General features: G+C 62.0%; 18 protein-coding genes. 12 read left to right on the plus strand and 6 right to left on the minus strand.

Annotated elements, in window-relative coordinates; translation table 11 throughout:
- Window positions 1–22: 22 nt before the first annotated feature.
- The 4 genes from GR198_RS21635 (at window position 23) to xylA (ending at window position 5,825) form a co-directional block, all read left to right on the plus strand.
- Window positions 23–1,621 carry a DHA2 family efflux MFS transporter permease subunit gene (locus GR198_RS21635; protein ID WP_164038707.1) on the plus strand — a complete coding sequence of 533 codons (1,599 nt, stop codon included), beginning with the start codon at window positions 23–25 and terminating at the stop codon, window positions 1,619–1,621.
- 204 nt (window positions 1,622–1,825) lie between these two features.
- Window positions 1,826–2,848, plus strand: coding sequence for a LacI family DNA-binding transcriptional regulator (locus GR198_RS21640; protein WP_164038705.1), 1,023 nt, complete (start codon window positions 1,826–1,828; stop codon window positions 2,846–2,848).
- 21 nt (window positions 2,849–2,869) lie between these two features.
- Window positions 2,870–4,324, plus strand: a complete 1,455-nt coding sequence (gene xylB / locus GR198_RS21645; protein ID WP_164069562.1) for a xylulokinase — start codon at window positions 2,870–2,872, stop codon at window positions 4,322–4,324.
- Window positions 4,325–4,514: 190 nt separating this feature from the next.
- Window positions 4,515–5,825: a xylose isomerase gene (gene xylA, locus GR198_RS21650; protein WP_062939704.1), complete on the plus strand. Its 1,311-nt coding sequence runs from the start codon at window positions 4,515–4,517 to the stop codon at window positions 5,823–5,825.
- 76 nt (window positions 5,826–5,901) lie between these two features.
- Here the strand turns inward: xylA and GR198_RS21655 are convergent, their stop codons facing one another.
- Window positions 5,902–6,933, minus strand: a complete 1,032-nt coding sequence (locus tag GR198_RS21655; protein WP_164069563.1) for a LacI family DNA-binding transcriptional regulator — start codon at window positions 6,931–6,933, stop codon at window positions 5,902–5,904.
- Window positions 6,934–7,103: 170 nt separating this feature from the next.
- On the opposite strand from GR198_RS21655, the gene GR198_RS21660 reads away from it, so the two are divergent.
- The 5 genes from GR198_RS21660 (at window position 7,104) to GR198_RS21680 (ending at window position 13,422) form a co-directional block, all read left to right on the plus strand.
- A complete protein-coding gene (locus GR198_RS21660) occupies window positions 7,104–8,630 on the plus strand; it encodes a sugar ABC transporter ATP-binding protein (protein WP_164069564.1) in 1,527 nt (508 codons plus the stop codon).
- Between the two features lie 76 nt (window positions 8,631–8,706).
- Window positions 8,707–9,711 carry an ABC transporter permease gene (locus tag GR198_RS21665; protein ID WP_029871832.1) on the plus strand — a complete coding sequence of 335 codons (1,005 nt, stop codon included), beginning with the start codon at window positions 8,707–8,709 and terminating at the stop codon, window positions 9,709–9,711.
- Window positions 9,712–9,779: 68 nt separating this feature from the next.
- Window positions 9,780–10,727, plus strand: coding sequence for a substrate-binding domain-containing protein (locus tag GR198_RS21670; protein WP_003543021.1), 948 nt, complete (start codon window positions 9,780–9,782; stop codon window positions 10,725–10,727).
- Between the two features lie 250 nt (window positions 10,728–10,977).
- Window positions 10,978–12,033 carry a sugar phosphate isomerase/epimerase family protein gene (locus GR198_RS21675; protein ID WP_029871833.1) on the plus strand — a complete coding sequence of 352 codons (1,056 nt, stop codon included), beginning with the start codon at window positions 10,978–10,980 and terminating at the stop codon, window positions 12,031–12,033.
- Between the two features lie 201 nt (window positions 12,034–12,234).
- A complete protein-coding gene (locus GR198_RS21680) occupies window positions 12,235–13,422 on the plus strand; it encodes a Gfo/Idh/MocA family protein (RefSeq protein WP_164069565.1) in 1,188 nt (395 codons plus the stop codon).
- Window positions 13,423–13,513: 91 nt separating this feature from the next.
- Here GR198_RS21680 and GR198_RS21685 read toward each other — a convergent pair whose 3' ends face one another.
- Window positions 13,514–13,918: a DoxX family protein gene (locus GR198_RS21685; protein ID WP_130853357.1), complete on the minus strand. Its 405-nt coding sequence runs from the start codon at window positions 13,916–13,918 to the stop codon at window positions 13,514–13,516.
- A 238-nt stretch (window positions 13,919–14,156) separates the two neighbouring features.
- On the opposite strand from GR198_RS21685, the gene GR198_RS21690 reads away from it, so the two are divergent.
- The gene (locus tag GR198_RS21690) at window positions 14,157–15,530 is read left to right on the plus strand and encodes a GH1 family beta-glucosidase (RefSeq protein ID WP_164069566.1); all 1,374 of its coding nucleotides are present in this window, start codon (window positions 14,157–14,159) and stop codon (window positions 15,528–15,530) included.
- A gap of 113 nt (window positions 15,531–15,643) precedes the next feature.
- Window positions 15,644–17,854 carry a putative bifunctional diguanylate cyclase/phosphodiesterase gene (locus GR198_RS21695; protein ID WP_164069567.1) on the plus strand — a complete coding sequence of 737 codons (2,211 nt, stop codon included), beginning with the start codon at window positions 15,644–15,646 and terminating at the stop codon, window positions 17,852–17,854.
- Window positions 17,855–17,872: 18 nt separating this feature from the next.
- Here the strand turns inward: GR198_RS21695 and trhO are convergent, their stop codons facing one another.
- The 4 genes from trhO to GR198_RS21715 form a co-directional block, all read right to left on the minus strand.
- On the minus strand, window positions 17,873–18,802 hold the full coding sequence (gene trhO, locus GR198_RS21700) for an oxygen-dependent tRNA uridine(34) hydroxylase TrhO (protein WP_164069568.1): 930 nt from the start codon (window positions 18,800–18,802) through the stop codon (window positions 17,873–17,875).
- Window positions 18,803–18,873: 71 nt separating this feature from the next.
- The gene (locus tag GR198_RS21705; RefSeq protein ID WP_094087393.1) at window positions 18,874–19,350 is read right to left on the minus strand and encodes a VOC family protein; all 477 of its coding nucleotides are present in this window, start codon (window positions 19,348–19,350) and stop codon (window positions 18,874–18,876) included.
- Window positions 19,351–19,497: 147 nt separating this feature from the next.
- Window positions 19,498–20,406, minus strand: a complete 909-nt coding sequence (locus tag GR198_RS21710) for a CHAD domain-containing protein (RefSeq protein WP_164069569.1) — start codon at window positions 20,404–20,406, stop codon at window positions 19,498–19,500.
- The gene (locus tag GR198_RS21715) at window positions 20,384–20,872 is read right to left on the minus strand and encodes a CYTH domain-containing protein (protein ID WP_164069570.1); all 489 of its coding nucleotides are present in this window, start codon (window positions 20,870–20,872) and stop codon (window positions 20,384–20,386) included. Before GR198_RS21715 ends, GR198_RS21710 begins: the two co-directional genes overlap by 23 nt.
- A 154-nt stretch (window positions 20,873–21,026) precedes the next feature.
- Here GR198_RS21715 and GR198_RS21720 point away from each other — a divergent pair, with 154 nt between their 5' ends.
- Window positions 21,027–21,665, plus strand: coding sequence for a 2-dehydro-3-deoxy-phosphogluconate aldolase (locus GR198_RS21720; protein ID WP_003543005.1), 639 nt, complete (start codon window positions 21,027–21,029; stop codon window positions 21,663–21,665).
- Window positions 21,666–21,757 lie beyond the last annotated feature (92 nt).

A 21,757-nucleotide genomic window follows, 5' to 3' on the forward strand; every position in this document is an offset into this window, starting at 1 on the left:
CAGGAAAGGCAGAGGTGATCTGATGGCCGGCAGCGCGACAGCAACGGCGGGAACGATGCCGGCGGCACCTGCCCATGCCGACGAGCGCATGGATCCGAAGAAGCTCATCGCCTTCTTCGCGATGGTGCTCGGCATGTTCATGTCGATCCTCGACATCCAGATCGTTTCGGCCTCGCTTGCGGAGATCCAGGCCGGCCTTTCGGCCGGCAGCGACGAGATCGGCTGGGTGCAGACGTCCTATCTGATCGCCGAAGTGATCATGATCCCGCTTTCGGGCACGCTGGCGCGCATCATCTCGACGCGTTATCTTTTTGCGATCTCGGCCGCCGGCTTCACCATGGCGAGCGCGCTTGCCGCGACCGCGACGAATATCGACCAGATGATCGTCTACCGGGTCATCCAGGGCTTCATCGGCGGCGGCATGATCCCGTCGGTCTTCGCGGCTGCCTTCACTATCTTCCCGCCGTCGAAGCGCAGCATCGTCTCGCCGATCATCGGCTTGATCGCGACGCTGGCACCGACCATCGGCCCGACCGTCGGCGGTTATCTCAGCCATGCCTTTTCCTGGCACTGGCTGTTCCTCGTCAACATCGTGCCCGGCATCATCGTCACGATCGTCACCTGGAACTTCATCGATTTCGACAAGCCGGAACTGTCGCTCTTCAAGAAGTTCGACTGGTGGGGCCTGATCTCGATGGGCGTCTTCCTCGGCGCGCTGGAATATGTGCTCGAAGAGGGCAATTCGAACGATTGGTTCAACGACAGTTTCATCACCATCGCCGCGGTTGCCTCCGGCGTTGCAGCCATCGTCTTCTTCTATCGCGCCTTCACGGTGGATTTCCCCGTCGTCGACCTCAAGGCCTTTTCGAACCGGAATTTCTCCTTCGGCTCGGTGTTTTCCTTCGTCATGGGCATCGGCCTCTATGGTCTCACCTATATCTATCCTGTTTATCTCGGGCGCATCCGCGGCTATGATTCACTGATGATCGGCGAGACGATGTTCGTCTCCGGGCTTGCGATGTTCTTCACCGCGCCGATCGCCGGGCGGCTGTCGACCAAGATGGATCTGCGTCTGATGATGGTGATCGGCTTCGTCAGCTTCGCCGCCGGCACCTTCATCATGATGCATCTGACGGCGGATTGGGATTTCTACGAACTGTTCATCCCGCAGATTCTGCGCGGTTTCGGGCTGATGATGTGCATGGTGCCGATCAACAACATCGCGCTCGGCACGATGCCGCCCTCGCGCATCCGCGGCGCTTCCGGCCTGTTCAACCTGACCAGAAACCTCGGCGGCGCCGTCGGTCTTGCCGTCATCAATACCGTGCTCACCAACCGGCAGGACGTGCACTACGAGCGGCTACGGGAGAATATGGACTGGGGCAATCCGGCGGCGATCGACCAGATGAACAACATGGCCGCCAACTTCAACACCTATGGCATGGATGGCGCCTCGGTTGCGATCAAGCAGATGGTCGGCCTTGCCACCAAACAGGCGATCATTCTTTCCTTCAGTGACGTGTTCCTGATCCTGACCGCACTCTTCCTTGCCATGATCCTCGGTGTCGCCATGATCAAGAAACCCGCGCCGCAAGGCGGGGGAGGCGGTGGCGGCCACTGACCTCCGGCCTGCCGCCCCTTGAAAAGGCCCTCTTCGGAGGGCCTTTTTGTTTGCCGTTTCCAGGTCGCTATGTCATCAGGTCGATCATCGCCACCGGATCGGTCCGAAGCGAACATGCCGGGAAAACGATGCGGAAACCCGCGCGTTTGATTTTTTGATTTACGTACATCAAAATTGGCGCTAATGGTCTCGTCAGGAGGAATGATGAGGCCAACCGTTCACGATATCGCCGCCGCCGCCGGTGTCAGTCTGGCGACCGTTGACCGGGTTCTCAACCAGCGTCCTGGTGTGCGCCACGTCACGCGGGAAAAGGTCGAGACCGCGATCCGCGAGCTCGGTTATGTCAGAGACGTCGCTGCCGCCAATCTCGCCAAGGGACGCACCTATCCGCTGGTCTTCATCCTCCCGGCCAGCGACAATTCCTTCATGCACGGGCTCAATGCCGAGATCCGCCAGGCAGTCCTCCGATCGTCGGCCGAGCGCACCGATATCCGCACCATCGAGGTGCCGGCCTTCGATCCGGCCGCCCTCGTCGCCGTGCTCGAAGGGCTTTCCCGCGAAAAGCCCTGCGGCATCGCGCTGGTTGCGACCGATGCGCCTGACGTGCGCGCCGCCGTCGACAGGCTGGTGCGCGAGCGCTTTCCCATCGTCACCCTGGTTTCCGATCTCACGGGCTCGCTCCGCCATCACTATGCCGGCGTCGACAATATCGCAGCCGGCCGCACAGCCGCCCGCCTGCTCGGACGATTCCTCGGGCCGCGAAAGGGTGAAATCGCCGTGCTCGCCGGCTCCATGCTGGTGCGCGACCATCGCGAGCGCCTGGAGGGCTTCACCGCTGTCATGGCCGAGGAATTTCCCGATCTTGCGATCCTGCCGGTTCTCGAAGGCCGCGACGACCCGGAGGTCGCCCACAGGCTCGTTGCCGACGCGCTCGGGAATGCCGGCATCATCGGCGTCTACAGCCTCGGCGCCGGCAATCGCGGCCTGATCCGGGCGTTGAAGGAGAAGGCCGTCGACCGCGTGCTGACCGTGATTGCCCACGAACTGACCGCTCATACGCGTGCAGCACTGATCGACAACACGATCGATGCGATCCTCAACCAGGATGCCGGCCATGAGGTGCGCAGCGCGATCCGCGTGCTGAAAGCCAAGGCGGACGGGCTTGCCGTCATCGAAGCGCAGGAGCGCATCCGCCTCGACATATTCCTGAAAGACAATCTGCCGTAACGGCAAAGGGAGAAACACCACATGTATCTGGGTCTCGATCTCGGAACCTCCGGCGTCAAGGCGATGCTGATCGACGGCGATCAGAAGATCGTCGGCTCGGCCAACGGTTCGCTCGACGTGTCGCGTCCGCATTCCGGCTGGTCGGAGCAGGAGCCGGCCCACTGGGTGCGCGCCACCGAGGAGGCCGTCGCCGGCCTCAAGGCGAAACATCCGAAGGAGCTTGCTGCGGTCAAGGGCATCGGCCTCTCCGGCCAGATGCATGGCGCAACGCTCATCGATGCCGCCGACAAGGTGCTGCGCCCGTGCGTTCTCTGGAACGACACCCGCAGCTATGTCGAGGCCGCGGCACTTGATGCCGATCCGCGCTTTCGCGCGCTCACCGGCAACATCGTCTTCCCCGGTTTCACAGCGCCGAAGCTCGCCTGGATCGAGAAGCATGAGCCCGATGTCTTCGCCAAGATCGCCAAGGTGCTATTGCCGAAGGACTACCTGCGTCTCTGGCTGACCGGCGACTATATCTCGGAAATGTCGGATTCGGCCGGCACCTCCTGGCTCGACACCGGCAAGCGCGCCTGGTCCTCCGAACTGCTCGCAGCCACCAACCTTTCCGAGGAGCAGATGCCGGCGCTCGTCGAAGGCACCGAGCAGGCCGGCAAGCTGCGGTCCGAACTGGCGGCGCAATGGGGTATATCAGGTGAGGTCGTCGTTGCCGGCGGTGCCGGCGACAATGCGGCCTCGGCCTGCGGCATGGGCACGGTCAGCGATGGCGCCGCCTTCGTCTCGCTCGGCACATCAGGCGTGCTTTTTGCCGCCAACGGTTCCTATTTGCCGAAGCCGGAAAGCGCCGTGCATGCCTTCTGCCACGCGCTGCCGAACACCTGGCACCAGATGGGCGTCATCCTGTCGGCCACCGATGCGCTCAACTGGCATTCCAGCGTGACCGGCAAGTCGGCCGCCGATCTCACCGGCGAACTCGGCGAGACGCTGAAGGCGCCCACCGGCGTCACCTTCCTGCCCTATCTCTCCGGCGAGCGCACGCCGCACAATGATGCCGTCATCCGCGGCGCCTTCATCGGCCTTGAACATGAAAGCAGCCGTGTCGTTCTGACCCAGGCGGTGCTCGAAGGCGTCGCCTTCGCCATCCGCGACAATCTCGAAGCCCTGCGTTCGGCCGGCACCGGCATATCCCGCGTCACGGCAATCGGCGGCGGTTCGCGCTCGCGTTACTGGCTGGCGTCGATCGCGACCGCACTCGGCGTTCCCGTCGACCTGCCGGCCGACGGCGATTTCGGCGCGGCCTTCGGCGCCGCCCGCCTCGGCCTGATCGCTGCAACGGGCGCGGATCCGATTGCCGTCTGCACGCCGCCGGTGACGGCCGGCACGATCGAGCCGGTTGGCGCGCTCACGGGGGCCTATGAGGATGCCTACAAGCGCTACCGCGCGCTCTACCCGGCGATCAAGTCGCTGGCCCATTGAGAACTGGAGCCAGCGGCCCCCTCATCCGACCCTTCGGGCCACCTTCTCCCCGAGGGGAGAAGGGGAAAGAAGCGCTGCAGCGAGTCTCTTCTCCCCATCGGGGAGAAGGTGCCGGCAGGCGGATGAGGGGGCCCCTGGCGTAGACAAGAATTCGGAACTGCAAACAGATACAAACCCAAGGAGAACCAAAATGAGCACCGGATTTTTCGGCGATATCCAGAAAGTAAAATACGAAGGCCCCGACAGCACCAATCCGCTGGCCTTCCGCCATTACCAGCCGGACGAGATCGTCATGGGCAAGCGCATGGAAGACCATCTGCGTTTTGCGGTGGCCTACTGGCACACCTTCACTTGGCCGGGCGGCGATCCCTTCGGCGGGCAGACCTTCCTGCGTCCCTGGTTCGAGGACACGATGAAGGCCGCCAAGCTCAAGGCCGACGTCGCCTTCGAATTCTTCTCGCTGCTCGGCTCGCCCTACTATTGCTTCCATGACGCCGACGTGCGTCCGGAAGGCAAGACTTTCGCCGAGAACACTAAAAACCTCAACGAAATCGTCGATTATTTCGCCGAGAAGCAGGCCGCAACCGGCACCAAGCTGCTCTGGGGCACGGCGAACCTCTTCTCCCACCGCCGCTATATGTCGGGCGCTGCGACCAATCCGGATCCTGACGTCTTCGCTTTCGCAGCCGCGACGGTAAAGACCTGCATCGACGCCACGCAGAAGCTCGGCGGCGAAAACTACGTGCTGTGGGGCGGCCGCGAAGGTTACGAGACACTGCTCAACACCGATATCGGCCGCGAGCTCGACCAGCTCGGCCGCTTCCTCAACCTCGTGGTCGAATACAAGCACAAGATCGGCTACAAGGGCACGATCCTGATCGAGCCGAAGCCGCAGGAGCCGACCAAGCATCAGTATGATTACGACGTCGCGACCGTCTATGGCTTCCTCAAGAGGCACGGCCTTGAAAACGAGGTGAAGCTCAATATCGAGCAGGGCCACGCGATCCTTGCCGGCCACTCCTTCGAGCACGAGCTGGCGCTTGCCAATGCGCTCGGCATCTTCGGCTCGATCGACATGAACCGCAACGACTACCAGTCCGGCTGGGATACCGACCAGTTCCCGAACAATGTTCCCGAAATGGCGCTCGCTTACTACCATGTTCTGGCTGGCGGCGGCTTCAAGACCGGCGGCACCAATTTCGACTCGAAGCTGCGCCGTCAGTCTCTCGACCCGGCGGACCTGCTGATCGGCCATATCGGCGGCATGGATTGCTGCGCCCGCGGCCTGAAGGCCGCTGCCAAGATGATCGAGGACAAGGCTCTGTCGCAGCCGCTCGCCGATCGTTATGCCGGCTGGGAATCCGCCGAGGCGCAGAAGCTCTTCCGCGGCGAGTATTCGCTGGATGAGATCACCCACTATGTCGAGAGCCATGACGTGAACCCGCAGCCAAGGTCGGGCAAGCAGGAATTGCTTGAGAACGTCGTCAATCGCTACGTTTGATAAAGCGCGCCGGCGGCCATTGGTCGCCGGCGCATTTTGCCGGCTAAATGCGCCTTAGGCGCCCAGTGATATGGGTTCAACGTTTCGACCAGTTGCGCGACGGCGCCGAGACGGAGTTTCGAACCACCAGATCCGGCCTCAGCAGGATTTCCGTTTCGGTCGGCCGGCCATCGGACAGAAGTTCCAGCAGCAGCGCCATCGCCTGCTTGCCGATCGCCGTTCTCGGCTGGCGGATCGTGGTCAGCGGTGGGGATATGAAGACGGCCTGCGGCACGTCGTCGAAACCGGTCACCGAGAAATCCCGCGGAATGTCGTAGCCTCGCGCGCCGAGCCCGACCATGACGCCGATCGCCGTCTGGTCGTTCACGCACATGAAGGCGGTTGGAAGCGTGTCGCGCATGAAAAGCTGTTCGACCGCATGCCGCCCGCTTTCGATCGTGCCGTCGCCTTCGAGCACGATCCTGGTGTCGAGCGGGATGCCCGCGGCGTCGAGACCGGCATCGTAACCCATGCGGCGTCTCGTATAGGCAAGCCGGGTGCGCGAATCGCCGATGAAGGCGATCTTGCGATGCCCTTCGGCCAGCAGCAGGTCCACCGCTTTGCGAGCGCCCTCGGTGTCGTCGACGCCGACATAGGGAATGCCGCCGTTGAAGACGGGCTCGAAAACGCCGACGCTCGGCGGCAGCCGCGCGGTCATCGTCTGATGCCCGAAGGGCAGGATGCCGGTGAAGAGGATCAATCCGGCCGCCTGGTTGGAATTGAAGAATTTCAGATATTCCAGGCCGCGCTGGGCATCGTTCTGCGTGTGGCCGATCAGGATGCCGTAGCCGTGCGCGCGCGCTTCGTTCTCCAGCCCGACGAGAATGTTGGAGAAATTGGGATCGCCGATATCGGGCGCCACGACGAGGATCATGTTGGAGCGGCCGAGCCTCAGGCTGCGCGCCATGGCATTGGTCGTATAGCCGGTGATGGCGATCGCCTGGTTGACCTTGAGGCGGGTGGAGTTGGCGACCTTCTCCGGCATGTGGATTGCCCGGGAAACCGTCGCGATAGAGACCTCGGCGATCCGGGCGACGTCTTCGATGGTTGCGGGCGTGGAATTCGACACTTGGCTCTGCCTTGGGGCTGTCTTCGCCGCGACACTACACAGACTTGTCGAGAGGTCAAAGGCAGGCTTCAACTGATCTGTGTAAATCAATGATGTAAACCTTTACACGATGTATGTAAAGGTTTACATAAGGCTCCAGAGCGGATGGGATGCCGCTTTGGGAGGACCAGATGACTGTGGAAGCTGCCGACACCGCACCCGTGCTGCTGTCCGCCAGGCGCATATGCAAATCCTTCAGTGGAGTGCAGGTCCTCTTCAGCGTGAACTTCGATCTCCGCGCCGGCGAAATCCATGCCCTCATGGGTGAAAATGGCGCCGGCAAATCCACGCTCGTCAAGGTATTGTCCGGTTTCGAACAGCCGAGTTCCGGCGAAATCCTGCTCGACGGCAAGCCGGTCGTCCTGCCGCCCAATGGCGCCGCCGAGGCGCTCGGCATCGTCATCATTCACCAGGAATTCAACCTCGCCGAACATCTGACCGTGACGGAGAGCCTTTTTCTCGGGCGCGAAGTCACGCGCTTCGGCGTTCTCGACCGCAAATATATGCGGTCGGAGACACGCAAGGTTCTCGATGTGCTGGGTTCGCATGTCGACGAGAATGCGCTGATCAGCACGCTTTCCATCGCCGACAAGCAGATGGTCGAAATCGCCAAGGCGATCAGCCGCGATGCGCGGGTGGTGTTCATGGACGAGCCGACCGCGGTGCTGTCGCGGGAAGAGACCAATATGCTGTTCAAGCAGGTTCGCAAGCTTCGCGACCAGGGTACCAGCTTCGTCTTCGTGTCCCACAAGCTCGACGAGGTGATGGAATTGACCGATCGTGTCACGGTGCTGCGCGACGGCCAATGGATCAAGACTTCGCCGACGTCCGTTCTGGACGGGGAATCGATCGCGCAGTTGATGGTCGGCCGCGAACTCTCCAGCCTCTATCCCGCCAAGGTCGAGCCTGATGTCGACGAGGAGGTCGTCCTCAGAGTCGCTTCGGTGTCGACGGGTTATGTGAAGGATGCGAGCTTCGAGGTGCGCAAGGGCGAGATCATCGGGTTTTCCGGCATGATCGGCTCCGGCCGCACCGAACTGATGGAAGCGATCGCCGGGTTGCGAACCCGTCTCGAGGGCGAGGTGGTCATCAAGGGGGAAACGGTTCCCTCCGGCGACGTGCATGCCGCCAATCGCTGCGGGCTCGCCTACATGACGAAGGACCGCAAGTCGAAAGGCCTCTTGCTGCGCTCCGGCATGGTGACCAATCTGACACTGCAATCGCTCGGAAGGCACGCTCGTCACGGCTATCTCAGTCCGGGCAGCGAGGCGGCCGCGATGGCAAAGGCCAAGCGCCGCTTCGATATCAGGGTTCGCGACGGCAATATCGTCGCCGGTCGGATGTCAGGGGGGAACCAGCAGAAGCTGCTGCTCGCCAAGGTCATGGAGACCGAGCCTCAGATCATCATCATCGACGAGCCGACGCGCGGCATCGATGTCGGCACCAAGCAGCAGATCTATCATTTCATCTCGGCACTCGCCCGGGACGGCCGGTCGATCATCGTCGTGTCGTCAGAGATGCCGGAGGTCATCGGCCTCTGCACCAGAGTGGCGGTGATGCGCGAAGGGCGTATCGTCGGCGTGCTCGAGGGCGAGGAGATTTCCGAGCAGGAGATCATGCGTTACGCCGCCGGGCTCAAGAAGAAGGCGGCTGCCTGAAGGCTGAAGCAGGGCTTTACCGACAGGGCGACAGATAAGATTCCCAGAAAATATGGGACGGGAGGTTGGTTTGGAAATGAGTATCAACGAGGAGACCAGGGAAATCCGGCGCCGATCCTGGCGGGATGTCGACCTGCGTGCGGTCGCGCCCTTTGTCGCCCTGGCGCTGCTGCTGATCGTCGGAGCCTTGGTCAATCCCAATTTCATCGGCATCACCAACCTTGCCAATGTCGCGACGCGCAGCGCATTCATCGCCATCATCGCAGTCGGTGCGACCTTCGTGATTTCTGCAGGTGATCTCGACCTATCGGTGGGCTCGATGGTGGCCTTCGTCGCCAGCCTGATGATCCTGCTGATGAACTCGGGCGCCATCGAAAACCCGGCTTTGATGCTGGTGGTCGCGGTCGTCTTCACCATGGTCGCTGGCGCACTCTGCGGCCTGGCGAACGGCCTGATCACGACCGTCGGCAGGATCGAGCCGTTCATCGCGACGCTCGGCACGATGGGCATCTATCGCGGCCTGACGACATGGCTGTCGCAGGGAGGCGCGATCACGCTTCGCTCCGCCGATATCCAGACGCTCTATCGCCCTGCTTATTTCGGCAATATCGCCGGCGTGCCGGTGCCGATCGTGGTGATCCTGGCGGTGACGGCGGTTGCTGCCTTCATCCTCTACCGCACCCGCTACGGGCGCCACGTCGTCGCGGTGGGATCAAACAGCGATGTCGCCCGCTATTCGGGCATCGCGGTCAACCGTGTGCGGACGATTGCCTTCGTCATCCAGGGATTGTGCGTCGCCATTGCCGTGCTGCTCTACGTTCCCCGTCTCGGCTCGACGTCGGCGACGACAGGCATCCTGTGGGAGCTGCAGGCGATCACGGCCGTCGTCGTCGGCGGCACGGCGCTCAAGGGCGGCGCGGGCAGGGTCTGGGGCACGATCTGCGGCGCCTTCATTCTCGAACTGGTCGGCAACATCATGCTGCTTTCGAATTTCATCAGCGAATATCTGATCGGCGCCATCCAGGGTGCAATCATCATCATCGCCATGTTCGTCCAGCGTTCGCTGGTGCGCAAATCATGAATTGACCGGACTTACAGGGCGTCCGGTCCCGTATGGAAAAGTCCCTGAAATTATTGGGAGGAAATAGCATGCGTAAATTGATGTTGGGCCTGGCGGTTGCGGCGGTGACGTTCGCCGGCGCCGCTCACGCCCAGGACAAGAAATTCACGATCGGCGTATCCATTCCGGCCGCCGACCACGGTTGGACGTCGGGCGTGGTGTTCCATGCCGAACGCGTCGCCAAGCTGCTGATGGCCGAACATCCCGGTCTCAATGTCATCGTCAAGACCTCGCCGGACGCCGCAAGCCAGGCCAACGCCGTGCAGGATCTCGATACGCAGGGCATTGACGCCCTCGTCATCCTGCCGTCGGATCCGGATCCGCTCGTCAACGCCATTAAGGAAGTCAAGGCCAAGGGCAAGTTCGTCGCCCTCGTCGACCGCGCGCCGAGCAACAACGACAATTCCGTGCGCGACCTCTATGTCGCCGGCAACAACCCGGCTCTCGGCGAAGTCGCCGGCAAGTACATCAAGGACACGACGCCGGACGCCGAAGTGGTCATCATCCGCGGTCTGCCGATCCCGATCGACCAGCAGCGCCAGGACGGTTTCGACAAGGGCATCGCCGGCTCGAACGTCAAGGTTCTCGACCGCCAGTACGGCAACTGGAACCGCGACGATGCGTTCAAGGTCATGCAGGACTACCTGACCAAGTACCAGAAGATCGACGTCGTATGGTGCCAGGATGACGACATGGCCGTCGGCGTTCTGCAGGCGATCGAGCAGGCCAAGCGCACTGACATCAAGTATGTCGTCGCCGGCGCCGGCTCCAAGGACATGGTCAAGAAGGTCATGGACGGCGACAAGCTGATCCCGGTCGACGTTCTCTATCCGCCGGCAATGGTCGGCACGGCGATGGAGCTGACGGCTGCGGCCCTCTACGATCAGGTCCCGGTTCATGGCAGCTACATTCTCGATGCGACGCTCGTCACCAAGGAGAATGCCAAGGACTTCTATTTCCCGGATTCGCCGTTCTGATCCATCGACTGCAGACATGCGCCCATTCGAAAGGATGGGCGCATTTTTTATGCTTCCATACGGCGGCTGGCCGAAAATGCTGCACGTACCTCTTGCCCGCCAAAGCCCATCATGATTAGCTCTAAGCCATATCGCAGCTGGCCTCGCGCCAAATCACGAGCCAAGGGCGAGGAGGCGCCTTGCTCCCGCCAAATAGCGTGCTACAACATATCAGAAACGTTTACGGTCGATATTCAGGGAGGAATCTGACATGAAAACGATCAAAGGCCCCGGCCTTTTCCTTGGCCAGTTCGCGGGCGATACTGCTCCTTTCAACTCGTGGGACGCGATCACCAAATGGGCGGCCGACATCGGTTACAAGGGCGTCCAGGTGCCGACTTGGGCCAGTCAGCTGATCGATCTGAAAAAGGCTGCCACGTCCAAGGCCTATTGCGACGAGTTCGCCGGCAAGGCTCGCGAAAACGGCATCGAGATCACCGAACTCTCCACTCACCTGCAAGGCCAGCTCGTCGCCGTGCATCCGGCCTATGACGAAGCCTTCGACGGGTTTGCGGCACCGGAGGTGCGCGGCAATCCGAAGGCGCGTCAGGAATGGGCGGTCGAGCAGGTCAAGATGGCGCTGACCGCATCCAAAAACCTCGGGCTTACGGCGCATGCGACCTTCTCCGGCGCGCTTGCCTGGCCCTTCATCTATCCCTGGCCGCAGCGTCCTGCCGGCCTGGTCGAGACTGCCTTCGACGAACTCGCCCGCCGCTGGACGCCGATCCTCAACCATGCGGACGAAAACGGTATCGACGTCTGCTACGAGATCCACCCGGGCGAGGACCTGCATGACGGCATCACCTTCGAGATGTTCCTGGAGCGGGTGAAGAACCATCCGCGCGCCAACATGCTCTACGATCCCTCGCACTATGTCCTGCAGTGCCTCGATTATCTCGACAATATCGACATCTACAAGGACCGCATCAAGATGTTCCACGTCAAGGATGCGGAGTTCAATCCGACCGGGCGCCAGGGCGTCTACGGCGGCTATCAGGGCTGGGTCGAACGTGCCGGCCGGTTCCGTTCGCTCGGCGACGGCCAGGTCGATTTCGGCGCGGTGTTTTCGAAGATGACAGCGAATAATTTCGACGGCTGGGCCGTGGTCGAATGGGAATGCGCGCTGAAGCATCCGGAAGACGGCGCCCGCGAAGGCGCCGAATTCGTCGCCGCGCATATCATCCGGGTCACCGAGAAAGCCTTCGACGATTTCGCCGGCAGCGGTACCGACCAGGCGGCGAACCGGCGGATGCTGGGGCTTTCCTAGATCAGCGCATATTGGTTGGTTGCTGGCTTGCCCCTCACCCTAACCCTCTCCCGGTTCTGACGGGGAGAGGGGACTTGCCGCACCAGCCGTAGAGATGGGTGTAGCCATAGCGGCATATCCCTTCGCCCCGTTGGGGGAGAAGGTGGCGGCAGCCGGATGAGGGGCATGCGTCCGCACCAAGTTAAATTTCAGGAGGACAGAATGGCAATCGAAGCATCAACCGAACAGACACGTGAGCCGCGCATCCGGCTCGGCATGGTGGGCGGCGGGGCGGGCGCGTTCATCGGCGCGGTGCACCGTATCGCGGCACGCATCGACGATCAGTACGATCTCATCGCCGGCGCGCTGTCGGCTTCGCCCGAAAAGGCGATCGCATCCGGCCGCGACCTCGGCCTCGATCCGTCGCGGACCTATTCCAGCTATCGCGAGATGGCGATCCGCGAGGCGAAGCTGAAGAATGGCATCGAGGCGGTGGCGATCGTCACGCCGAACCATGTTCACTACGATGCAGCCAAGGAATTCCTCAAGCGCGGCATTCATGTCATCTGCGACAAGCCGCTGACGTCAAACCTTGCCGATGCGAAGAAGCTGAAGAAGATCGCCGACGAGAGCGGCGCGCTCTTCGTGCTGACGCATAATTACACCGGCTATCCGATGGTCCGCCAGGCGCGCGAGATGATCGCGAACGGCGAACTCGGCGACATCCGAGTCGTCCAGGCCGAATATCCGCAGGACTGGCTGACGGAAGCGGTCGAGCAAACCGGCCAGAAGCAGGCCGCCTGGCGCACCGATCCGGCGCAGTCCGGCGTCGGCGGCTCGACCGGCGATATCGGCACGCATGCCTATAATCTCGCTGCCTTCATCACTGGTCTCGAGCTCGACAGCCTCGCCGCCGATCTCGACAGTTTCGTTCCGGGCCGCCGGCTGGACGACAACGCCCATGTCATGTTGCGCTTCAAGGCGAAGGGTTCGGAGAAGCCGGCCAAGGGCATGCTCTGGTGCAGCCAGGTGGCGCCCGGCCATGAAAATGGCCTGATGGTGCGCGTCTACGGCACCAAGGGCGGGCTGGAATGGACCCAGAAGGATCCGAACTATTTGTGGTACACGCCTTTCGGCGAGCCGAAGCGGCTGATCACCCGGGGCGGCGCCGGTTCAGGCGCGGCTGCCGGCCGTGTCACGCGTGTACCATCGGGGCATCCGGAAGGTTATCTCGAAGCCTTTGCGACGATCTATACCGAGGCCGCGCATGCGATCAACGCCCGCAAGAAGGGCAAGGCCGTCGACAAGGCAGTGGTCTACCCCACAGTCGATGACGGCGTGAAGGGTGTGGCTTTCGTCGAAGCCTGCGTCGCGTCTTCGAAGAAGAATGGCGCCTGGGTCAAGCTCTGAATTTATTGATCCGCGTCATTGGCGACGCCCAATGAAAAACGCCGAGGCCGTCTCGTCTGAAGTCGCCTCGGCGTTTTTGTTTTATTTCTGATCAGGCCGCAGCAGTGCGGCCGCGCTTCAGAAGGTTATCGACGCTCAACGGTCCGGCACCTGCCGCCACCAGGTAAAGAAACACGAAGCAGAACAGGATCGCCGCGACGCCGCCGTTCTGAGCTGGATAGATGCCCTTCGACGCATGCCCGATGAAATAGGCGAAGGCCATCAGTCCCGAGAGCACGAAGGCTGCGATACGGGTCTGGAATCCCACCAGGACCAGGAAGCCGAAGGTGAGTTCGAGCAGCCCGGCAACCCAGGAGAGCGACCCCGCCGGCGGCACGCTTGCCGCAGCCGGAAAATGCAGGATCTTCTGTGTTCCGTAGCTGAAAAGGACAAGTGACGAGACGATGCGCAATAGGCTCAGCAGATGTGGCTGCAGCGAATGGATCGAAGAGAGCATTGGATTCCTTTCACATTTGTGATGCCATTTCCCGTGTAAGGATCTCCGTCTCAACGGCCAAGTCACGACTGCTGACATTGCCGTTATGAGGGTGGCTGCGCGGTGAGGGAAGGACAGTTGCAGCTGCCCTGTTTTTCCTCCTGCAACGTTGCAGTTTTTCTCCCCGCCGACCTGTACTTTACCCTCAGGCTTGGCTAAATCCCGGCAAACGGCCTCAACCTAGAGATAGGATTTACAGATGATCGATCCGAAGAAACTCGCAGAGCGCTTTCCCGGCGACTTCACCTTCGGCGTCGCCACCGCCGCCTTCCAGATCGAAGGCGCCAGCAAGGCCGATGGCCGCAAGCCATCCATCTGGGATGCTTTCTGCAATATGCCCGGTCGCGTCCATAATCGCGATAACGGCGACGTTGCCTGCGATCACTATAATCGCCTGGAGCAGGACCTCGATCTCATCAAGGAGATGGGTGTCGAAGCCTACCGGTTCTCGATCGCCTGGCCGCGCATTATCCCCGACGGTACGGGTCCGGTGAACGAGGCCGGCCTCGATTTCTACGACCGGCTGGTCGACGGCTGCAAGGCGCGGGGCATCAAGACCTTCGCTACGCTCTACCATTGGGATCTGCCTCTGTTGCTCGCCGGCGAGGGCGGCTGGACTGCGCGCTCGACTGCCCATGCGTTTCAGCGCTATGCCAAGACGGTGATGAACCGCCTTGGCGATCGCCTCGACCGGGTCGCGACCTTTAACGAACCCTGGTGCATCGTCTGGCTCAGCCACCTCTACGGCATCCATGCTCCGGGCGAGCGCAACATGCAGGCCGCCCTTCACGCCATGCATTACATGAACCTTGCCCACGGGCTCGGCGTCGAGGCGATCCGCTCGGAAGCCCCCAACGTGCCGGTCGGGCTCGTGCTCAATGCCGCCTCGATCATTCCCGGCTCCGACAGCCCGGCCGATCTGGCCGCCGGCGAGCGTGCGCATCAGTTCCACAACGGCGCTTTCTTCGATCCCGTCTTCAAGGGTGAATACCCGAAGGAATTCATCGAGGCGCTCGGCGATCGCATGCCCGTCATCGAGGATGGCGACCTGAAACTCATCAGCCAGAAACTCGACTGGTGGGGGCTGAACTATTATAAGCCCGAGCGGGTCACTGATGATGCCGAACGCAAAGGCGATTTCCCCTGGACTGTGGAAGCGCCGCCGGCAAGCGACGTCAAGACCGATATCGGCTGGGAAATCTATGCGCCTGGCCTGAAGCTCTCGGTCGAGGACCTCTACCGCCGCTACGAACTGCCGGAGTGCTACATCACCGAGAATGGCGCCTGCGACAACACCGATGTCATCGACGGCGAGGTCGACGATACGATGCGCCTCGACTATGTCGGCGATCACCTCGACATCGTCGCCGGCCTCATCAAGGACGGCTATCCCCTACGTGGCTATTTCGCCTGGAGCCTGATGGACAATTTCGAGTGGGCGGAAGGCTACCGTATGCGCTTCGGTCTCGTCCATGTCGATTATGAAACCCAGCTGCGCACGGTGAAGAAGAGCGGCAAGTGGTATCGCGAACTTGCGGCCAAATTCCCGAAGGGCAATCACAAGCCGGGTTAGGGGCGCGTCCTCAGGCGGCGGCACAAAAATAGCTCGTCAGAGGCCTGCAACAGCCGGTTGCTTAAACGTTTTTGAACCCTTGGCTGGCAAAGTCCGACGGTCAGGGAGTCGTAATGCAGACAGCCGGAAAGTCGCAGAGCAAAGGATCGGGAATAGGCCGTCACATCACCGTCACGGGCGTGCTTTTCTCCTTCGCGGTCATCGTCGCGGTCGTCACCATCATGGTGCTGACGGCTCTCGAACGCGTGGCCGAAAATTCCAATGTTCTCGATGACGAGCGCTCGCGCGAAACGACGATCGGCGCGTTGAAGACCTTCGAGGATCAGCTTGGTGCGACGCTCGACGATTACGCCGCCTGGGATGACGCCGCCGTCAACGTCTATGCAGCCGACGGTATGGCCTGGACGGTGAGCAACTACGGCGAGATGTCGGTCAACAGTTCGCTTTTCGACATGGCGATCGTCATCGATGCCGAGAAGAAGGCGATCATGGCGTATCGCGACGGCAAACCGATGGCGGAGCCGCTCACGGATTTCTTCGCGCCTTCGCTCTGGACCCTGTTCGACGCGGTGAAGGCGGCCGGCCCGGCCGATCGTCCTCAGGCGATCGGTTTCGTCACCACCAAGCGGGGCATTGCCGCCGTCGGCGTGGCATTGGTGCGGAAAAAGTCCGGTTCGCTTGACGTGCCCGCCGGCCAGCAGCGCTATCTCGTTTTCGCCCGCCATCTCGATGACGACAGGGTGACCGCTCTCGGCCAGACCTATGTCATCGGCGGGCTGAGGCTGGCGCCGCCGAGTTTTGCGGCCGACTACCTCGTCCCGATCGTCGATCCGACGGGGGCAACGCTCGGCAAGCTCGTGTGGATCTCGCGTTCACCCGGCGATATCGGCTATGCACAGGTGCGGCCGATGGTCATCCAGGCGCTCGGCCTCGTCGGATTGTTCTTCGTCGTGCTGCTGGTCATCGGCTGGCTTGCCGGCCGCCGCCTGAAGGCGGAGGAAAACAGCGCTCGCGAGGAGGCGCTGCGCGACAGGCTGAGCGGTCTTTCCAATCGCGACGGTCTCGGGTTGGCCGTCGATCGGTTTGTCGTCGAGGCACGCCAGACCAAGCGCAACGTGCTGCTCCTCTATCTCGACCTCGATGGCTTCAAGGAAGTCAATGACAGCTATGGCCACGGCACCGGCGATCAGTTGATCCGTGCGGTCGCGGCCGGGCTCGCTGTGCTCATTCCGCAGGGTGCCGTTCTCGCCCGCATCGGCGGCGATGAATTTGCCATCGCCTTTCTCTCCGACAGCGAGAATGCCGCCGCCCTGCAGCTTGCCGAGCAGATCCTCGATTTTCTTGTCGAGCCGCTGGAGATCGGTCGCCGTGTCGTCGTCGTCGGGGCAAGCATCGGCATTGCCATGTCGCCTTCCGGGACGATCGGGCGTGAGGAGCTGGTGCGCCGTTCCGACCTTGCCATGTACAAGGCGAAGGAGGCCGGCCGCGCGCGCATGACGCTCTACGATCCGTCGATGGACGCCGATCGAGAGCAGCGCAATGCGCTGGAGCTCGACCTCCGGATCGCCATCGAAAGCGGCGACCTGACACTTGCCTACCAGCCGCTGATCGATGCGGCGACGCATGCGATGACCGGTGTCGAGGCGCTGGTGCGCTGGAACCGCCCAGGCCATGGCCCTGTTTCGCCGGAGCTGTTCATCCCGATCGCCGAAACCAGCGGCCTCATCGAATCGCTCGGCCTGTTCGTGCTGCGCAAAGCCTGCGAGACGGCTAAGCAATGGCCGGAACTCAATGTGTCGGTCAACGTCTCGCCCGGCCAGTTCCGCAATCCCGCCTTTACCGACTATGTGCGCTACGTGCTGAAGCAGACGGAGATCGAAGCCGGCCGCATCACGCTTGAGATTACCGAAGGCTACATGATCCAGAATCCGCAGCGCACCCGCCAGTCGATCGAACGGTTGAAGGGGCTGGGGGTCAAGGTGGCGCTCGACGACTTCGGTTCCGGCTTCTCCTCGATCGGTTATCTCAGGCAGTTCGGTTTCGACCGCATCAAAATCGACCGCTCGCTGGTCATGGGTGTCAACGACAGACGCCAGCGCGAGATGCTGCAGGCGACGGTAGCGCTCGCCCGCTCGCTCGACATTCCGGTGACGGCCGAAGGCATCGAGACCGAGGAGCAGGCGATAGCCATGCGCCTTTTCGGCTGCGACTGCCTGCAGGGCTATTTGTTCGGAAAGCCTGTGATATCAGACCTTATCACCGAGATGCTGAACGAGCGACGTGCAGCGGAGCCGGCGGCCCGACGCCACATCGGCGCAGCCTGATCCAATCAGAACCCTGGCTCAGCTGCCGATATGTCGCTGGCCGCGCTTCTTCGCCAGGGCGATCTGGTGCTGACGCTGACGGTAGCGCAGCCGGTCTTCCTCCGTGCGCGTGTCGTAGCAGTGGCTGCAGGAAACGCCTTCCTCGTAAAGCGGCGACGTCATTTCCTCGGCAGTGATCGGGTTGCGGCAGGCGTGGCAGAGCCGGTGTTCGCCTTGCTTCAAACCGTGCTCGACGGACACACGCTCGTCGAAGACGAAGCAGGCGCCATCCCAGAGGCTTTCCTCCTGCGGCACTTCCTCCAGATATTTCAGGATGCCGCCCTTCAGATGATAGACCTCGTCGAAGCCCTCAGCCTTCATGAAAGCGGTGGCCTTCTCGCAGCGTATGCCGCCGGTGCAGTACATGGCGACCTTCGGCTTGTTGTGCAAACCGGGATTCTGCCGCACCCATTCCGGAAATTCACGGAAGCTCTTGGTCTTCGGGTCGAGCGCGCCGCGGAAGGTTCCGATCGCCGTCTCGTAGTCGTTGCGGGTATCGATGACGATGGTGTCGGGATCGGAAATCAGCGTGTTCCAGTCCTTGGCCGCCACATAGGTGCCGACCACCTTGTTGGGGTCGATATCTTCGACACCCATGGTGACGATTTCCTTCTTCAGCTTCACCTTCATGCGCAGGAAGGGCATTTTCGAGGCGCGACTTTCCTTGTGCTCCAGGCCCGAAAATTCCGGCTGGGCGCGCAGGAAGGCGAGCACGGCGTGAATGCCGGTATCCGGGCCTGCGATCGTGCCGTTGATGCCTTCATGCGCCAGAAGCAGCGTTCCCTTGACGCCGTTCTCCTCGCAAAGCGTCTGCAACGGCGCCTGCAGGTCAGCAAAGCGCGGCACGGAAACGAAATGGTAGAGTGCGGCCACGAGGAGCGGGCTGGTGTGTGTCAGGCTGTCGGTCATAGGCCGGAAATACAGAAAATCGGCGGGCCGCGCAATTGCCTTCGCCAGTGGCGGCCTTGACCGGTGACTGATTACGCTCGCGCCTGCCACGCGGAAAACGGCCGCACGCCGAAACTCCGGTCGGGGATGTCGTCAAGAACGCTGATGAACTCGATCGAGTGCCCATCCGGATCCTTGAAATAGATAGATAGCGCCGGCATCCAGCCGAGAACCACCGGCTCCGTGACCGGTTCACCGGTGAAGCCGAGAGGTTCCACACCCTTTGCCCTGAGAATGGCGGGCGCTTGCTGCACGCCGCCGGCGGTCATGCGGAAGGCGATGTGCAGCCGCATCTTCAGCGGCCCGCTTCCGGTTTCCCAAAGGCCGAGCATGCCGGTCTTCCTGTCGTCCACCCAGAGGAAAGCGACTTTACGCTCCTCGAATGAGGCGGCAGGTTCGAGCCCAACGACATCGCGGTAGAAGTCCGTGGAGGTCTTGAGATCGGCAACGGTCAGATGGGTCTCGTAGAGCCCGAGCACCTTTGGCATCGCGGCATTTTCGGCGGTCATTTTTTCCTCGCGGATCAAGTCTCTGCTTGTTCAACCACGGCAGGCTAGGACCTCAAGATTGGTTGAGGTCAATAGGGTTCCTTGTGATATTGCAGATGCGATGGGAAATGCAGAGCTGCGCGCAAGCACTTCCGATTTCGCGGCCTCTCAACTCCCAGCCATCAACCAGAGAAGCTCGATGCGCTGGGCTTCCTCGTCGGCATCATCGGCGAAGACGGCCTCGGCTTTGACCAGCGCTTGCCGCCGGTCTTCCTGCTGGCGGAAGATGATGATGTCGAGCAGATGCGCCAGGTCATCATTGCGGGTGAAGAGCTGTGGTTCGGCTTCGACCAGTTCGGAGAGCACGGTGAGATCGTGGATGTGGCCGAGATCCTCGACGAGTTCCTTGGCGGCATCGCGCTTGGCCTTCATCGCGCCCGGCCAGACGTCACGCAAAAGCGCATGGTAGAGCCGATAGTCGTAGGTGCGTTTGCGCAGATCGTGGAAGTCGTCGGCCGATGCCTCGCCATGGCAAGCCGCAAGCGCGCTCTTGGCCTTCCGCGCCGTGCGTCGCCAGCTCTTCGCCAGCATGCGGGCATTCCTGCGGTGGCCGCCATCAAAGGAGACGGCATCCAGGGCGGCGATCGCCTGCTTCAGAACGTCGGAGGTTTCCGTCAGCCGCTGCTCCAGGCCGCTTTCGGCTTGCGCCATCCAGTCACGGCGCGCTTCGAGAATGGTGACGATGCGGCCGAGCGCCTCGCTCTCCTCGTTCCCGCGGGCTGCATGCTGCAGATATTGCGCGGTGCCGATGAGGGCGGCAGCGTCGCGGATCGCCGAAAGCGAGCGTGCGGTATCGCGCAGCCTTGCGTTTTCCTGGGCCTGAAAATCCGGCACCTCGCGGGCCACGAGGCGATAGAGCGAGCGCAGCCGTTTCAGGTTCTTGCGGAAAGAATGGATCGCCTCATGCGCGCCGTCCGGGCGTTCCTCGAGGATAGTGACGGCGTGTTCCAGCTGCTTCGTCGCGACGCTGCGGAATGCCTTGGTGAAATCGGCGTCAGGCCGAATGCGATAGGCCATGCCTGTCGTGCCCATATTCTGTGGCAAGGGCCTGATTGGAATAACGGAAATCGCCGGTCACTTCGCGGCCGAGCCAGGCAGGCAGGGGCGGATCATCGGTTTCCGCCGTCATTTCCACCTCGGCAATCACCAGTCCGCGATGCTCGCCGGTAAAGACGTCGACTTCCCAGACGAAGTCCTCATGCGGAACGCGATAGCGCGTCTTCTCGATGACGACGCCGATCGCGTTCTGCAACAACTCTTCGGCATCGGCGATCGGTATGTCGTATTCGAATTCGTCACGGGTGATGGTGCTGCGGCCGATCTTGATCGTCAGTTTCGCCTTCCTGCCGTCGAGGATGCGCACGCGCACGGAACGATCATCCATCGAGGCAATGTAACCCTGCCTGAAGACAGATTTCGTCTCGACGGCGGAACGCCATCCATCGCTGCGTACAAGAAACTTCCGCTCGATCTCTTTCGCCATACCGGTGAACCTTTTGTGACGATTGCGGCACGGTAGCCCAATTTCCACGCATTTCATACCCTTCTCGGCATACGGTCCGGTTTTATCTCGACAAGGTTCCGCGGGGGCGTTATTCGGGGTCCGAATTCAATCGTTTCAAGGAGGTCGCGCGACCATGGGCGAGAAAACAGAGAAGCTCCTTTCGATCCTGAAACTCCAGCCTGTCGTTCCGGTCTTGATCGTCGACGATGCAAAGACGGCGGTGCCGCTGGCCCGTGCGCTCGTCGCGGGCGGCCTGAAGGCGATCGAGATCACCATGCGCACACCGGCGGCGCTCGAGGCCGTGCGCGCTGTCGCCGCAGAGGTCGAGGGCGCCGAAGTCGGCGCCGGCACGATCCTCAATGTCGCCCATTGGGAAGCCGCCGTCGAGGCGGGTTCGAAGTTCATCGTCAGCCCGGGCACGACGCAGGAACTGCTTGATGCCGCCGCCGATTCCGACGTGCCGCTGCTTCCGGGGGCTGCGACCGCCAGCGAAGTCATGGCGCTGCGCGAAGAAGGCTACCAGGTGCTGAAATTCTTTCCGGCGGAGCAGGCCGGCGGCGCCGCCTATCTCAAGGCGCTGTCCTCGCCGCTTGCCGGCACGCTGTTCTGCCCGACCGGCGGTATTTCGCTGAAGAACGCCAATGATTATCTCTCGCTGCCGAACGTCATTTGCGTTGGCGGCTCGTGGGTGGCGCCGAAGGAACTGGTCGCGGCCGGCGACTGGGCTGGCATTACCAAGCTCGCGGCAGAAGCGGCGGCGCTGAAGGCCTAAACCTTTGTTCAGTGGGTGCGACACCCCCCTCTGTCCTGCCGGACATCTCCCCCACAAGGGGGGAGATCGGCAGGAGGCCAGCTCTTTCTCCC

It is taken from the genome of Rhizobium leguminosarum (assembly GCF_010668065.1).
Taxonomy (GTDB): Bacteria; Pseudomonadota; Alphaproteobacteria; order Rhizobiales; family Rhizobiaceae; genus Rhizobium; species Rhizobium leguminosarum_S.